The organism is Burkholderia sp. SCN-KJ (genome assembly GCF_024656005.1).
Classification (GTDB): Bacteria; Pseudomonadota; Gammaproteobacteria; order Burkholderiales; family Burkholderiaceae; genus Burkholderia.
The window spans coordinates 140264-155286 of the sequence record NZ_JANKOG010000004.1; the positions used below are offsets into that span (position 1 = coordinate 140264).

Annotated in this window: 11 protein-coding genes and 2 tRNA genes; 3 read left to right on the plus strand and 10 right to left on the minus strand. The window is 66.0% G+C overall.

Going from position 1 to position 15023, the window contains the following annotated elements; all coding sequences use genetic code 11:
* Positions 1-76: 76 nt before the first annotated feature.
* Entirely contained in the window at positions 77-778 is a 702-nt protein-coding gene (locus tag NQV17_RS08710) for an ABC transporter ATP-binding protein (RefSeq protein ID WP_257771469.1), read from the minus strand.
* Between NQV17_RS08710 and NQV17_RS08715 the strand changes: the two genes are divergently transcribed.
* Positions 777-1451 carry an arylesterase gene (locus NQV17_RS08715; RefSeq protein ID WP_257771471.1) on the plus strand — a complete coding sequence of 225 codons (675 nt, stop codon included), beginning with the start codon at positions 777-779 and terminating at the stop codon, positions 1449-1451. The genes NQV17_RS08710 and NQV17_RS08715 overlap by 2 nt on opposite strands.
* Positions 1452-1563: 112 nt before the next feature.
* Here the strand turns inward: NQV17_RS08715 and NQV17_RS08720 are convergent, their stop codons facing one another.
* The 7 genes from NQV17_RS08720 to tig form a co-directional block, all read right to left on the minus strand.
* A complete protein-coding gene (locus tag NQV17_RS08720) occupies positions 1564-3498 on the minus strand; it encodes a SurA N-terminal domain-containing protein (RefSeq protein WP_257771473.1) in 1935 nt (644 codons plus the stop codon).
* 137 nt (positions 3499-3635) lie between these two features.
* Positions 3636-3712, minus strand: a tRNA-Asp gene (locus tag NQV17_RS08725).
* A 23-nt stretch (positions 3713-3735) separates the two neighbouring features.
* Positions 3736-3811 (minus strand) — tRNA-Val (locus tag NQV17_RS08730).
* Between the two features lie 205 nt (positions 3812-4016).
* Positions 4017-6440: an endopeptidase La gene (lon, locus tag NQV17_RS08735; protein WP_044843675.1), complete on the minus strand. Its 2424-nt coding sequence runs from the start codon at positions 6438-6440 to the stop codon at positions 4017-4019.
* 197 nt (positions 6441-6637) lie between these two features.
* Complete coding sequence (clpX, locus tag NQV17_RS08740; RefSeq protein ID WP_006754177.1) at positions 6638-7909, minus strand: ATP-dependent Clp protease ATP-binding subunit ClpX; 1272 nt, start codon at positions 7907-7909, stop codon at positions 6638-6640.
* Positions 7910-8073: 164 nt separating this feature from the next.
* Positions 8074-8727, minus strand: a complete 654-nt coding sequence (clpP, locus tag NQV17_RS08745; protein WP_006496351.1) for an ATP-dependent Clp endopeptidase proteolytic subunit ClpP — start codon at positions 8725-8727, stop codon at positions 8074-8076.
* Positions 8728-8867: 140 nt separating this feature from the next.
* Positions 8868-10214, minus strand: a complete 1347-nt coding sequence (tig, locus tag NQV17_RS08750; RefSeq protein WP_044843676.1) for a trigger factor — start codon at positions 10212-10214, stop codon at positions 8868-8870.
* Between the two features lie 387 nt (positions 10215-10601).
* Between tig and NQV17_RS08755 the strand changes: the two genes are divergently transcribed.
* Positions 10602-11747, plus strand: a complete 1146-nt coding sequence (locus tag NQV17_RS08755) for a glycerate kinase (RefSeq protein WP_124570165.1) — start codon at positions 10602-10604, stop codon at positions 11745-11747.
* Positions 11748-11809: 62 nt separating this feature from the next.
* A complete protein-coding gene (locus tag NQV17_RS08760) occupies positions 11810-12259 on the plus strand; it encodes a MarR family winged helix-turn-helix transcriptional regulator (RefSeq protein WP_044843678.1) in 450 nt (149 codons plus the stop codon).
* A gap of 229 nt (positions 12260-12488) precedes the next feature.
* Here the strand turns inward: NQV17_RS08760 and NQV17_RS08765 are convergent, their stop codons facing one another.
* Positions 12489-13487 (minus strand): 2-dehydropantoate 2-reductase, encoded by a 999-nt coding sequence (locus tag NQV17_RS08765; protein ID WP_257771481.1) that lies wholly within the window; start codon positions 13485-13487, stop codon positions 12489-12491.
* Positions 13488-13588: 101 nt separating this feature from the next.
* Entirely contained in the window at positions 13589-14734 is a 1146-nt protein-coding gene (locus tag NQV17_RS08770) for a helix-turn-helix transcriptional regulator (RefSeq protein ID WP_257771483.1), read from the minus strand.
* Positions 14735-15023 lie beyond the last annotated feature (289 nt).

A 15023-nucleotide genomic window follows, 5' to 3' on the forward strand; every position in this document is an offset into this window, starting at 1 on the left:
CGGCGTCGAACGCATGCCGGCCGCATCGGGCGATCCACCTGGCACCTGGCGCGGCCGGCAAAAATCCAGTCCCGCGCTATGCCGCGTGCGGTGCGACGATGCGTCCGGCGTCGATGGTGACCATCGTCGCGCAGCGCCGCGCGAGCTCGGGATCGTGCGTGACGAGCACGAGCGTCGCACCGTGCGTGCGATTCAGCTCGAACATCAGGTCGATGACCGCGTGGCCCGTCGCCGCATCGAGGCTGCCGGTCGGTTCGTCGGCGAACAGGATCGCCGGATGCGTGACGAACGCGCGCGCGAGCGCGACGCGCTGCTGCTCGCCGCCCGACAGCAGTTTCGGATAATGCGCGGTACGCTCGCCGAGACCGACCTGCACGAGCAGCGCGCGGGCACGATCGGCCGCGTCGCACGCACTGATGCCGCCCTGCAGTTCGAGCGGCAGCATCACGTTCTCGAGCGCCGTCAGGTGCGGCATCAACTGGAACGACTGGAACACGAACCCGACCGCGCCGTTGCGCAGCGCGGCACGCTCGTCCTCGTCGAGCTGGTCGAGCGCGCGGCCAAGCAGGCGAACCGTGCCGCTCGTCGCGCTGTCCAACCCGGCAAGCAGGCCGAGCAGCGTCGATTTGCCCGACCCCGATGCGCCGACGATCGCGAGGCTGCTGCCGGGCCGCACGGCGAGCGTGATGCCGTCGAGGATCGTCAGCTCGCCCGTTGCATCGGCAACCCGCTTGCACACGTCATGGACTTCGATGATCGGATCGGTAATCTTGAACATGGACACGACATTCCGCTGGAAAAGGCGCGCGGCACTCGCCGCACTGCTGGGGACCCTGGCCGCAACAACCATGCCCGCACGCGCCGCGACGGCGGCGGCCCCGACCTCGGGCCAGCCCGCGCTCGTCGTGCTCGGCGACAGCCTGTCGGCCGAATACGGTCTGCCGCGCGACACCGGCTGGGTTGCGCTGCTGCGGCAGCGGCTTGCGACCGAGCGAATCGATTATAGCGTCGCGAATGCAAGCGTCAGCGGCGACACCACGAGCGGCGGCCGCGCACGACTGCCCGCGGTGCTGCAACGGCTCAAACCGTCGATCGTGGTCGTCGAGCTCGGCTCGAACGATGCGCTGCGCGGCGTGCCGCTCGCGACGACCGAGCAGAACCTGCGCGACATCATCGCCGATGCGCGGCAGGCGCGCGCGATGGTCGTGCTGGTCGGCATGTACGTGCCGCCCAACTACGGGCCCGACTACACACAGAAGTTCCATGCGGTCTATACGCGCCTGTCGAAGGAACTCGGCGTACCGCTCGTGCCGTTCCTGCTGGCCGGCATCGAGAACAAGCCCGAGATGTTCCAGCCGGACCAGATGCATCCTGCGCAGCAGGCGCAGGGCATCCTGCTCGACAACGTCTGGCCGGCGTTGAAACCGCTGCTCGGCAAGCCGCGCGGCTGACCTCGCGACTCGCCACCACCGGAAAGCAAAAAGCCCCGCTCGAAGCGGGGCTTTCTGTTGCTGCATGCGAACCCGTGAACGGCGCTTCGCTTGGTTGGCGCCGGGTCGTGGCTTAGTTGCCGCCGTCCTGCGACTGGCTCTGCGTGGTGCCGTACACCTTCACCTTCGAGCGGTCGCGCAGCGCGGCGAGATATGCTTCGCCTTCGCTTTGCGCTTCGACCTGCGCCATCTGCTGCTGCGCGGCCGCGAGCTGCTGCGGATCGACGGCCGTACCCGCGATCACCGTGTTCACGCGATAGATCGCATAGCCGTCCGCACCGAGGTCGACACCGACATAGGCCGGCAGCGTCTTCGCATCGACCTTGTAGACGGCGCTCAGCGCGGCCGGCGTCAGGCCCTGCGACTGCGTGCGCGACACCTTCTGCGCGGCCGCGAAGCCGTCGGCCGACTTCGACTTCTGCAGCTCGGCCAGCTTCGCCGCACCGTCCTTCTTCGCGAGTTCCGCAGCCTGCTCGGCGACCACCTTCCGACGCACCGCGTCCTTGATCGTGTCGAGCGCCGGCACGGCAGCCGGCTTGTAGTCGGTCACGCGCGCCGAGATCAGCGTGTTGTTGCCCACGTCGATCGCCTGCGTGTTGTTCTGGCTCTTCACCGAATCGTTCGCGAACACGGCAGCGAGGAACTTCGGATTGTTCAGCGGGCTCGTCGGCGGCAGTTGCGGATTCGGCGTCGGCGTGACGGTGGCCGTCTGGATCGTCAGCTTGTACTTGTCGGCGGCCGGCTGCAGTGTCTTCGCCTTTTCATACACGGTCGACGTGAAGCCTTCCGCGTTGTCCGTGAATGCCTTCGCTGCGTACTGCTGCTTCAGGTCGATTGCGATCTGGTCCTTCACGTCCGCGAACGGCTTGACCACCGACGGCTTCACTTCCGTCGCCTTCAGGATGTGGAAACCGAGATCCGATTGCACGACACCACTCACGTCGCCCTGCTTCAGCGCGAACGCCGCATCGTCGAACGCCTTGCCGCCCGCCGTCGAGCCGCGCGTGATGAAGCCGAGATCGCCGCCCTTCGCGGCCGACGGGGCATCCTGCGAGCTCTTCTGCGCGATCTGCGCGAACTGGTCCGGATGCGCCTTCACGTCCGCCAGCAACTGCTCGGCCTTCGCCTTCGCGGCTGCCTTGTCGGCCGCGCCCGCGCTGCTCGCCGCGGCGATGAAGATGTGGCTCACGCGCACCTGCGCTTCCGAGCGGAAGTGCGTCGGGTTGTCGTCATAGAACTTCTTGATGTCCGCCTCGGTCGGCTGCGCGCTCGCGGCAGCGGCGGCCGGCGAATAGACGAGATACTGGATCGTCGCGGTTTCCGGCGTCGCGAAGCTTTGCTTGTGCGCGTCGTAGTACGCGGCGAGCTGTGCGTCGGTCGGCTGTACCTTCGCCGCGTAGTCGCTCGTCTTCAGCACCAGCGCCTGCACTTCGCGCTGCTGCGCGGCCAGCTCCGACAGGCGTTGCGCCGGGCCCTTCGGCGTGAACGCGCTCGCGATGATGCTCGCCGGGATCTGCTGCAGCGCGAGGCTGTAGCGCACGCGCTCCTGATACTGCTCGGGCGTCATCCCCTGGAACGACAGCAGCTGAGCGTAGCGTTCGACGTCGATCGAACCGTCGGGCTTTTTCAGCGACGCGATCATCGGGTCGCTCATCAGCGCATCGCGCACGGCGTTGTCGGATGCGGTCAGGTGCAGGCGTTGCGTCTCGTCGGCCAGCACGCGTTGCTGGATCAGGCCGTCGAGTACTTGCTTGCGATGTTCGGGCGTGTCGAACGCCTTGATGTCGAACTGCCCGCCGAGCGCCTGGCGCGCCTGGTCGACCTGCTGACGGAACGCGCCGTCGAATTCGACCCGCGTGATCTTGTGCCCGTTGATCGCCGCGACGTTCGCGCTGTCGTCGAAGAAGCCGCGGAAACCTTGGATCCCGACGAAACCCAGCCCTGGCAACACGATCAGGAGCAGGAGCGCCATCATCAGGCGCTGGTGATTACGGAAGAAATCGAGCATGCGTGACGGGAAAATTGGACAAAACGTCCGATATTACAACATACGGGGTGGCACGGGAGAAAAGCAGGTGCGCAACGCGCGGGCGTGAGCGACGATGCAAATGAAAAAGCCCGCACGAGGCGGGCTTCTTCATTTTCTGGCGGAGCGGACGGGACTCGAACCCGCGACCCCCGGCGTGACAGGCCGGTATTCTAACCGACTGAACTACCGCTCCTTGGTCTGGCTGAATCGTGAAACTGGTGGGTGCTGAGGGGTTCGAACCCCCGACCTACGCCTTGTAAGGGCGCCGCTCTACCAGCTGAGCTAAGCACCCGTTTCCGATTCGTTCTGGCTGCGATCTGCGTTTCGGCATCAACAACCAGCGAGCCCGCAAGTTTAATTCATCCCCGATCATTTTGCCAAGCCCATGCGCAAAAAATTTTAACGCGCGGCGCTACACACGATCCCGACGCGCATAAAAAAACCCGCGGACTCGCCGCGGGTTTCGTGAACCACCGTCAGCGACGGCGTTCAGGTTCTCAGTGCTTCACGACTTCCGTCGAGCCGGCATCCTTCGCCGCCTCGCCGACCGGTGCCGCAGCCTTCGCCTCTTCTTCCGGCGGCAGCGGGGTCGGCGTACGTTCGAGCGCGAGTTCGAGCACCTTGTCGATCCAGCGGACCGGCACGATCTCGATCGCGTTCTTCACGTTGTCCGGAATGTCCGCGAGATCCTTCACGTTCTCTTCCGGGATCAGCACGAGCTTGATGCCGCCGCGATGCGCAGCCAGCAGCTTTTCCTTCAGCCCGCCGATCGGCAGCACTTCGCCACGCAGCGTGATCTCGCCCGTCATCGCGACATCGGCACGTACGGGAATGCCCGTCAGCACCGACACCAGCGCGGTCGTCATCGCACCGCCGGCGGACGGACCGTCCTTCGGCGTCGCGCCTTCCGGCACGTGGATGTGGATGTCCTGCTTCTCGAACGCTTCGTCCTTGATGCCCAGACGCCGCGAACGCGAGCGCACGACCGAACGTGCGGCCTCGACCGACTCCTTCATCACGTCGCCGAGCGAGCCCGTGCGAATCACGTTGCCCTTGCCCGGCATCACCGCGGCTTCGATCGTCAGCAGGTCGCCGCCGACTTCCGTCCACGCGAGGCCCGTCACCTGACCGACCTGGTTTTCCTTCGCCGCGAGGCCGAAGTCGTACTTGCGCACGCCGAGGAACGTATCGAGGTTCTCGCCGTCGACCTTGATCGCGCCCGATGCCTTCTTCAGCAGCAGCATCTTCACGACCTTGCGGCAGATCTTCGACACTTCCCGCTCGAGCGAACGCACACCGGCTTCGCGCGTGTAGTAGCGGATGATGTCGCGGATCGCCTGCTCGGTGACCTCGATCTCGCCGTCCTTCAGACCGTTGTTCTTCTTCTGCTTCGGCAGCAGGTAACGCTGCGCGATGCTGACCTTCTCGTCTTCCGTGTAGCCCGACAGACGAATCACTTCCATCCGGTCGAGCAGCGGCGGCGGGATGTTCAGCGAGTTCGACGTCGCGACGAACATCACGTCCGACAGGTCGAAGTCGACCTCGATGTAGTGGTCGGCGAACGTGTGGTTCTGTTCCGGATCGAGCACTTCGAGCAGCGCCGACGACGGATCGCCGCGGAAATCCATGCCCATCTTGTCGACTTCGTCGAGCAGGAAGAGCGGATTGCGCACGCCGACCTTCGCGAGGCTCTGCAGGATCTTGCCCGGCATCGAGCCGATGTACGTGCGGCGGTGACCGCGGATCTCGGCTTCGTCACGCACGCCGCCGAGCGCCATCCGGACGAACTTGCGGTTCGTCGCGCGAGCGATCGACTGGCCGAGCGAGGTCTTGCCGACGCCCGGAGGCCCGACGAGGCACAGGATCGGCGCCTTGACCTTGTCCACGCGCTGTTGCACCGCGAGGTACTCGAGAATGCGTTCCTTCACCTTCTCGAGGCCGAAGTGATCCTCGTCGAGCACCTGCTCGGCGTTCGACAGATCGTTGTTGACCTTGCTCTTCTTGCGCCACGGCAGGCCGATCAGCGTGTCGATGTAGTTGCGCACGACGGTCGCTTCCGCCGACATCGGCGACATCAGCTTCAGCTTCTTGAGCTCGGCGTCGGCCTTCTTCTTCGCTTCCTTCGGCATGCGCGCGGCGTTGATGCGCTTCTCGAGTTCCTCGAGATCCGCGCCCTCTTCGCCTTCGCCCAGTTCCTTCTGGATCGCCTTGACCTGTTCGTTCAGGTAGTACTCGCGCTGGCTCTTTTCCATCTGGCGCTTCACGCGCCCGCGGATGCGCTTCTCGACCTGCAGGATGTCGATCTCGGCTTCGAGCTGCGCGAGCAGGTGCTCGAGGCGCTCGATGACCGGGAACATCTCGAGGATGTGCTGCTTCTGGTCGAGCTTCAGCGGCAGACGCTCGGCGATCATGTCCGCGAGACGGCCGGCTTCATCGATGCCCGACAGCGACGTGAGAATCTCCGGCGGGATCTTCTTGTTCAGCTTCACGTACTGGTCGAACTGCGACACGATCGCGCGGCGCAGCGCTTCCGTTTCAGCGCTGTCGGCGTGATCGGGCTCGAGCGGCATCACTTCGCAGGAGAACTGCGTCTCCTGTTCTTCGATCGACAACGCCTTCGCGCGCTGCAGGCCCTCGACGAGCACCTTCACGGTGCCGTCCGGCAGCTTCAGCATCTGCAGGATGTTGGCGATACAGCCGACCTCGTACATGTCCTTTTCGGTCGGTTCGTCCTTGGCCGCGGTTTTCTGGGCGACGAGCATGATGTGCTTGCCGCCTTCCATCGCTGCTTCGAGGGCCTTGATCGATTTCGGCCGGCCCACGAAGAGCGGAATGACCATGTGCGGGAAAACGACGACGTCCCGCAGCGGCAGCAGCGGGAGCGTGATGCGTTCCGGCGGGAGAAGTTGGGTGCCTGACATTTCATTTCCCCATGAGTGGAATCAATTGTTCGGTAATTGAGGCCGCCACAACGAATTGCAAGCCTTCAAGTGCGGGAAATATTCGGTAAGAAAGTAACCACCGCGTGTCGAGTCAGAGTTACCCACAAGATAAACGAAAAAAAGCCGCCCACGGTCTCATGAACGGCCTTTTTCGCAGAACATCGTCGGCAAGCCGGTCAGTTCGAACCCGCCACCTTCGGCGTGTCCTCATAGATCAGCAGGGGTTTGCCGTCGCCATCGATCACGTTCTCGTCGATGATGACCTTGCTGACCCCTTTCATCGCCGGCAGCTCGTACATCACGTCGAGCAATGCCTGTTCGATGATCGAACGCAAGCCGCGCGCGCCGGTCTTGCGGCGGATCGCCTTGCGGGCGACTGCCTGCAGCGCGCCCGGCCGGATTTCCAGCTCGACGCGCTCCATCGCGAACAGCTTGTGATACTGCTTGACGAGCGCGTTCTTCGGCTCGACCAGGATCTTCATCAGCGCGGCTTCATCGAGCTTGCCGAGCGTCGCGACCACCGGCAGGCGGCCGATCAATTCGGGGATCAGACCGAATTTGATCAGGTCTTCCGGCTCCGTTTCGCGCAGCACTTCGCCCGCGTCGCGTTCCTGCTTGCTCTTGACCGTCGCGCCGAAGCCGATGCCCGTCTTTTCGGTGCGATCGGTGATCACCTTCTCGAGGCCGTCGAACGCGCCGCCGCAGATGAACAGGATGTTGGTCGTGTCGACCTGGATGAAATCCTGGTTCGGATGCTTGCGGCCGCCCTGCGGCGGCACCGACGCCATCGTGCCCTCGACGAGCTTCAGCAGCGCCTGCTGGACGCCCTCGCCCGACACGTCGCGCGTGATCGACGGGTTGTCCGACTTGCGGCTGATCTTGTCGATTTCGTCGATGTAGACGATCCCGCGCTGGGCCTTGTCGACCTCGTAGTTGCAGTTCTGCAACAGCTTCTGGATGATGTTCTCGACGTCCTCGCCGACGTAGCCGGCTTCGGTCAGCGTCGTCGCGTCGGCGATCACGAACGGCACGTTCAGCAACCGCGCGAGCGTCTGCGCGAGCAGCGTCTTGCCGGAGCCCGTCGGGCCGATCAGCAGGATGTTGCTCTTCGACAGCTCGACGTCGTCCTTCTTGTCGAGATGCTTCAGGCGCTTGTAGTGGTTGTACACGGCCACCGCGAGGATCTTCTTCGCACGCTCCTGGCCGATCACGTACTGATCGAGGATGTCGCGAATTTCCTGCGGGCTCGGCAGATCCGACCGGGACAGGCTGGCCTCGACGCCGGCGGCAGCCGCCTCGTCGCGAATGATCTCGTTGCAGAGGTCGATGCACTCATCGCAGATGAATACCGACGGGCCCGCGATGAGTTTCTTCACCTCATGCTGGCTCTTCCCGCAAAACGAGCAATACAACAGCTTCTCGCTGTTCGAACCTTTTTTGTCCGCCATGAATGTAGAGCCTCCGGACAGGTAGATGACATGATACGCCGAATGCTCCGAACGCCGCGCCTAGGGCGCGACCGGAGTCGGCTGGATGCGCTTGCCGCAGATGCTCAGGGCACTCGGGACGTTGCAGGGGCGCCGCGCAAATCGGGGCGGCACCCCACTTAAGCTCACGGGCGCTTCAGCAGCACCTGATCGATCAGCCCGTATGCCTTCGCGTCCTCGCTCGACATGAAGTTATCACGGTCGGTGTCGCGCGCGATGCGCTCCACGTCCTGGCCCGTATGCTGCGCGAGCAGGTTGTTCAGCCGTTCCTTCAGGTAGAGGATCTCGCGTGCCTGGATCTCGATGTCGGACGCCTGGCCGCGTGCGCCGCCGAGCGGCTGGTGAATCATCACGCGCGAGTTCGGCAGCGCGAAGCGCTTGCCCTTCGCGCCCGACGCGAGCAGGAACGCGCCCATGCTGGCCGCGAGACCCATGCACAGCGTCGACACGTCCGGCTTGATGAACTGCATCGTGTCGTAGATCGCCATGCCGGCCGACACCGAGCCGCCCGGGCTGTTGATGTAGAGGCTGATGTCCTTGTCGGGATTCTCGCTCTCGAGGAACAGCAACTGCGCGACCACGAGGTTGGCGGTCTGGTCGTTCACTTCGCCGACCATGAACACCAGGCGCTCCTTCAGGAGACGCGAATAGATATCGTACGAACGCTCGCCGCGGCCGCTCGTTTCGACGACGATCGGCACCAGCCCCAGCGCTTGCGCCTCGAAACCCTGCGGCGCGTTCGAAGCAAGCATGTCCAGCAATTCAGCGCGAGTGATCATTCAATGAACCTTGTTCGAATGGAAAATTGAACGGAGGGAAGCCGCCCGCTCAATCGCCATATTAATGGCAACCGTGCGCTTGACGTAAAAACGGCGTGCGGGCCGTCGCTCCGACAGCCGGCACGCCGCTAGAGCAACACTTACGCTTGCGCCGATGCGCTCGCGAGTGCCTCGAAGCTCACTTCCTTGTCCGTCACCTTTGCCTTGCCCAGCACGAAGTCGACGACGTTGCTTTCAACGACGAACGCTTCCATCTCGGCGAGGCGCTGCTGGTTCGAATAATACCAGCGGACCACTTCCTTCGGGTCTTCGTAGCTCTTCGCGAACTCGTCGACTTCCGCGCGGATCTGTTCCGGCTTCGCTTCGAGGCCGTTCGACTTCACGAGCTCCGCCAGCACGAGGCCCAGCTTCACGCGACGCTCCGCCTGCTCGGCGAACATCTCGGCCGGGATCGGTGCGTCCTTCGCGTTCGGCACGCCGCGCTGCGCCAGATCCTGGCGAGCCATTTCGACGAGACGTTGCTGGTCTTGTTCGATCAGCGCCTTCGGCACGTCGAGTTCGGAAATCTTCAGCAGCGCGTCCATCACCTGGTTCTTGACGATGGCTTGCGTGCGACGCTTCGCTTCGCGCTCGAGGTTTTCCTTGATTTCGGCGCGCATCTTCGTCAGGTCGCCGTCTTCGATGCCGAGCGACTTCGCGAATTCGGCGTCGATTTCCGGCAGGTGCGGCCATTCGATCTTCTTCATCGTGACCGTGAATTGCGCCGTCTTGCCCGCCACGTCCTTGCCGTGGTAGTCGTCCGGGAACTTCAGCTCGAACGTGCGCTGTTCGCCGGCCTTCAGGCCGAGCGCCGCCGTTTCGAATTCCGGCAGCATGCGGCCTTCGCCGAGCACGAACGGGAAGTCTTCGGCCGTGCCGCCCTGGAACGCGACGTCGTCGATCTTGCCGACGAAGTCGACCGTCACGCGGTCGCCGTTCTTCGCTGCGGTGTCCTCACCGCCGTCGCCGTGCTCGCCGGCTTCGCCGCGAGCGTGGTAGTGCACGCGCTGCTTGCGCAGGATGTCCAGCGTGCGGTCGATTTCGGCGTCGCCGATCGACGTCGTCGAGCGCTCGACTTCAGCCGTCGCCAGATCGCCGATCTTCACTTCCGGGTAGACCTCGAACGTCGCGTCGAACGCGTACGCATCTTCAGCCTGCTCCTGCTTCGGCTCGAAGCTCGGCTGGCCGGCGACGCGCAGGTTTTCCGCGCGGCTGATCGTGAAGAATTCCTGGCCGATCTTGTCGCTCAGCACTTCCGCCTCGACCTGACCCGAGTATTGCTGGGCGACCATCTTCAGCGGCACCTTGCCCGGGCGGAAACCCGGCATGCGAACGTTCTTCGCGAGTTTCTGGATACGGGCGTCGATTTCCTTCTGCACGGTGTCCTTCGGCAGGGAAATCGTCACGCGGCGTTCAAGCTTGCCGAGGTTCTCAACAACGTTAGCCATGGCTTCAATCGTCCTAAAATTATTCGAGCGAATCGGGTTTTCCTTGCCGTGCCTGCCTGCGGCGTGAGGTGCGTCTCACGCACACGCCGCGCCGGAGCGCCACGCCATCCCTGCACGCGCCGGATGGCTAGCGCAAGCGGCTCGGAGCACGGCTTTGGCCGGAAGAATCGACTATTCTAGCAAACAATCTTCCTCATACCGCCAGATCGGCACGACAACCGTGCGCACCCGCATTGCCGCCCGCTCCCGCGCGCGGCAATGCGCGCGGATCGCCGCTATGCCGAACGCCGTATCCACCGCGGGCCCGCCATCCTGTAAGCTCCGATTGAAGGTGCGCCGCGGCCGCGGCCGCCATTCTTCACACCAATCACGCCTTCCGGAGACACCATGCCGCAACACCCGTCCGCGCCTGTCGTCGTCATCGCGCCCGATTCGTTCAAAGGCTCGCTTTCCGCCGAGCAGGTCGCGGACGCGATCGCCACCGGCATCCGCCGCGCCCGGCCCGACGCGGTCGTGCGCTGCTGCCCGATGGCCGACGGCGGCGAAGGCACGCTCGACGCGATGCTGGCGGGCGGCGGCACGCGGCGCACGCTGCAGGTGGCCGGCGCGTCGCTCGCCGCACGCGATGCGGCGGTCGGCGTGATCGACGCGCGCACCGCGATCGTCGAGACGGCCGAGATCGTCGGCATTACCGATGCGGTCGGCATGAGCGTGCCGGTCGACGCACGCAGCACGCGCGGCATGGGCGAAGCGATCCGCACGCTGCTCGACGAGGGTGTGCGCCGCTTCTTCGTCGCGCTCGGCGGCAGCAGCACCAACGACGCGGGCGCAGGGTTGCTCGCGGGCCTCGGCCTGCAATGCTTCGACGCGGCCGGCCAGCCGGTCGAACCCGTCCCGGCACGACTCGCCGACATCGCGCGGATCGACGCGGCGGGGCTCGATCCGCGCCTGCAGGACGCGGAATTCATCGGCATGTCCGACGTCGACAACCCGCTGACGGGCGCGCATGGCGCGACCGCGGTATTCGGTCCGCAAAAGGGCGTGACGCCCGCGCAGGTCGCGACCCTCGACGCCGCGCTCGGCCATTTCGCCGACCTGCTCGAGACCGCGCTCGACCGGCGCTGCCGCGACCTGGCCGGTGCCGGCGCCGCGGGCGGCCTCGGCTTCGCGCTGCACATGCTCGGCGCGCAGTTCGAAGCCGGCGCGGAAGTCGTCGCGCGGCAGGTCGGGCTCGATGCGGCACTGGCCGGCGCCGACTGGCTGATCACCGGCGAAGGCCGCTCCGACGTGCAGACGCTGCACGGCAAGGCGCCGTTCATCGCGTGCCGCCATGCGCGGGTCGCGGGCGTGCCCGCGTCGCTGCTGTCGGGCGCGGTCGACCCGGCCGCGCTGCCGCGCCTGTCCGAACACTTTTCCGGCTGCTTCTCGCCGGCGCCCGGCCCGATCACGCTCGACGTCGCGATCCGCGACGCGGCGAACCTGCTCGCGAACGAAGCGGAACAGTTGACACGGCTGAAGTACGGCGCACACTGACCGTTGACCCGAGCGCGCGATACAGGAACAATCGGGCCCGCCCTTTTTCTTCAGGATTCGACATGAAAGGCCGACAAGCCGGGCTCGACCAGTTTCTGACCTATCGCCTCCATGCGCTCGCGAAGCGATCCGACCGCGGGATCGCCGACGTGTACCGGCACAAGCTGGACATCTCGCTGCCCGAGGCGCGCGTGATCGCCGCCGTCGGCGCCTTCGGTCCGTTTTCGATCATGGATCTCGCGCGCCACACCAATCTCGACAAGAGCCAGGCGAGCCGCGCGGCGGAAGCGCTGCTGCGCCAGGGGCTGCTCGAGCGCAGCGCGAGCGAGGAGGATGGCCGGATCGTGCTGATCGCGCTGACCACCGACGGCCGCGCGCTGCATCGCAAGATCATGCCGATCGTGCGCAAGTGGAATGAAGGCTTGCTCGCGTGCCTGTCCGACAGCGAGCGCCAGACGTTCGAGCGGCTGCTCGACAAGGTGGTCGCGAACGCGATCGAACGCGACGACTGAACCGTTTGGCGGGCGTAGTCGGCGCCGCCCCTATCGCGAAGGTGCGGCATGGGCTGCAATCGCTACATGTTTCAGGCGCGCTCCCGCACTTGCCGCTTTACCCGGATTTTCTCGGATGAATCCCGCGGGCCGCCCGAGTCGCGCAAGCGTGGGCGGCGGACCGGGCGACCGCTCGCCGTTTCGTCATTCTTCCCTGCATGCCGGCCATCGCCGCCGCGCTCTCCCTCCGCTACAGCCCGCTGTTCGCCGCACGCTGACGCAGCAACCCCAGTACCGCGTCGCAATACGGCGTCGGCACGCCGAGCTTGCGCCCCAGTTCCGGAAACACACCGAGGATCGGCCCGATTTCCAGCGGTCGCCCGGCCTCGAAATCCTGCAGCATCGATGTCTTGAACGCGCCGAGCTTGCGCGTCACGGCAATCCGCTCCGGCCCGCTCATCCCCGCATCGAGGCCGAGCTGCGCGCCGATCGCGGCCGCCTCCTCCATCATCCGCAACGCGAGATCCCGCGTGAACGGATCGTCGAGCAGCTGCTCGGCCGTCGAACCCGTCAGCGCGCTCAACGGATTCATGTTCATGTTGCCCCACAGCTTCGCCCAGATCTCGGTGCGGATCGCCGGCGTCGACTCGACGTCGAAGCCGCCCGCGGCGAGCGCCGCCGCGAACCGCGCGGTCGGCGCGGCGAGCCGGTGATCGGGCGAGCCGACGATCAGGCGGTTGCCGCGGCCGCGGCGCACGACCCCCGGCGCATCGGTGCTCGACGACAGGTGCACGACACAGCCGATCGCCTGTGCGGGCGGCAACGCCGCCGAGACCGCACCCGCCGGGTCGATCGCGTCGAGCGGCACGCCGTCGAGCGGGCCCGCGAGCCCGTGCGTGAACCACCACGGCAGCCCGTTCATCGCGGCGACGATCACCGTGCCGGGCCCGACCAGCGGCGCGATGCGCGCGGCCAGTGCCGGCAGCGCCTGAGCCTTCAGCGCGATCACCACGTAGTCCTGCACGCCGAGCACGGCCGCGTCGTCGCTCGCGCGCACCGGGACCGACGACATGACGCCCGCCTCGTCGATCACGCGCACGCCGTGCGTGTCCAGTGCATCGAGCGTCGCACCGCGCGCGAATGCGCTCACCGTCATGCCGGCCCGCGACAGCGCGGCCGCGAGCAACCCGCCGATCGCGCCGACACCGACCACCGCCGCGCGCACCGACCCTGAATTCGTGTCGTTCATGATGGAAATCCGTCTACCGGGAGCTGACGAGCATAACGCTCAATGGTTGCGGATACAACCATTCGCGCCGGCACCCGCATGCCTGTGCCGGAACGAGCGATTCAGCGCGCCGCGCCACCCGCCTCCACCGGCTCGTCGTCGGTCGGGCCGCCCGTCGCGCCGAGCACGCCGGCGATCTGGCTCTTGTCGTGCATGCCGAGCTTGCGGTACGCGCAGCGCAGGTAGTGACGCACGGTCGTCGGCGAAATCGCCATCTGCTGCGCGACCTCCTTGTGCGAACGGCCGGCACCGTAATAGCGGATCGCCGCCAGCTCGCGCGGACTCAGCCGGTCGAGCAGCGAGCGCGGCCGCGCCTCGATCTGGAACAGTCCCGCGACGGGCACGCACTGGATGCGCAACGCATCGCCGATGAACGGCTGGCCCGACTGGCGCCGCACGTGCGCGACCAGCGGCTCCGGCACGCGCGGGCCCGTCCACGCCGGCCATTCGGTGCGCAGCACGTGGTCGAAGCCGTGATCGGCGTGATGCAGCACGCCGAAGTTGTCGCACAGCGCGCGCGCCGCCGGCGCCACCGCGTCGCCGCGCTCGCGCGTGAGCTGCGCCGCGCGATTGATCGTCAGCGCGGCCGCCAGATGCGGAATCACTTCCTCGAAGCGGCTCGCGTCGTCGTCGCTGAACGGACGGTTCAGGCCCTGGCGGTAGATCGACATGAACGTCGTCAGCCCGAAGCGGCGGTCGAGCGTACACACGCACATCAGTTGCGCGAGCCCGTACTTCACGCACCAGTCGCGAAACCGCGCGTCGAACCCGGGCTCGACGACCGACAATCGTACCGCGCGACCGTGCGCGCCGAGCAGCGTGCGCTGCGCGAGCGGATCGCAGTCGCGCACGCGTTTCCAGTCGCTGAAGAACGCGTGCGGAAGACGGTACAGGAAACTGTTGTGCATCACGGGGCCGGTCGGCACGTGCGTCGCGACGCCGGTCCACGCGGCGTCGAACGGGATGAGCCCCTGCAGCAGCGAAAAGAAGCGGCACTCGAATTCGCCGATGCCCGACTGCGCGGCGAGCGCGTACAGATCGAGCAGCATCAGGCCGAGTTCGCGCCGCGCCGCGTCGCCGCGCGTCACGCCGTCGAAATCGGCGCGGCGCGGTGGCAGCGGCGGCCAGGCGGATACGTCGAGCACGATCGCGGCCGGCACGTCGCGCAACGCGTCGAGATCCTGCCCGATATCCGTCGTGATCCTCACCTTCCGCTCCCCTGCCCGATCGGGCCGCTGATGCGCGCAACGCAGACCGGCCGATTATAGCGACCGGCATTTTTGGCGGGCGTGGCCGCCGGAGCACGCGGCAGCCCCATCCATTTGAACGGGACGCCGCCCGTTGTTGCCGCGCAGCACGCCGCGCCGCGGCGTCGCGGCGCGTCCATGCCGTGCACCGCGGGTTTTCCATACCGTTCATCTGCACGACTGTTCGCCGGTTTTCCCGCTGCGGACACTGCGTCGCGACAACACCAACGACAAACGATGCAGGACGGTA

Excerpts from the sequence above, each read along its gene's own strand:
- NQV17_RS08720 (WP_257771473.1), bottom strand. The coding sequence starts at position 3,498 with ATGCTCGATTTCTTCCGTAATCACCAGCGCCTGATGATGGCGCTCCTG.
- clpX (WP_006754177.1), bottom strand. The coding sequence starts at position 7,909 with ATGGCGGACAAAAAAGGTTCGAACAGCGAGAAGCTGTTGTATTGCTCG.
- NQV17_RS08710 (WP_257771469.1), bottom strand. The coding sequence starts at position 778 with ATGTTCAAGATTACCGATCCGATCATCGAAGTCCATGACGTGTGCAAG.
- NQV17_RS08755 (WP_124570165.1), top strand. The coding sequence starts at position 10,602 with ATGCCGCAACACCCGTCCGCGCCTGTCGTCGTCATCGCGCCCGATTCG.
- NQV17_RS08765 (WP_257771481.1), bottom strand. The coding sequence starts at position 13,487 with ATGAACGACACGAATTCAGGGTCGGTGCGCGCGGCGGTGGTCGGTGTC.
- clpP (WP_006496351.1), bottom strand. The coding sequence starts at position 8,727 with ATGATCACTCGCGCTGAATTGCTGGACATGCTTGCTTCGAACGCGCCG.
- NQV17_RS08715 (WP_257771471.1), top strand. The coding sequence starts at position 777 with ATGGACACGACATTCCGCTGGAAAAGGCGCGCGGCACTCGCCGCACTG.
- NQV17_RS08760 (WP_044843678.1), top strand. The coding sequence starts at position 11,810 with ATGAAAGGCCGACAAGCCGGGCTCGACCAGTTTCTGACCTATCGCCTC.
- tig (WP_044843676.1), bottom strand. The coding sequence starts at position 10,214 with ATGGCTAACGTTGTTGAGAACCTCGGCAAGCTTGAACGCCGCGTGACG.
- lon (WP_044843675.1), bottom strand. The coding sequence starts at position 6,440 with ATGTCAGGCACCCAACTTCTCCCGCCGGAACGCATCACGCTCCCGCTG.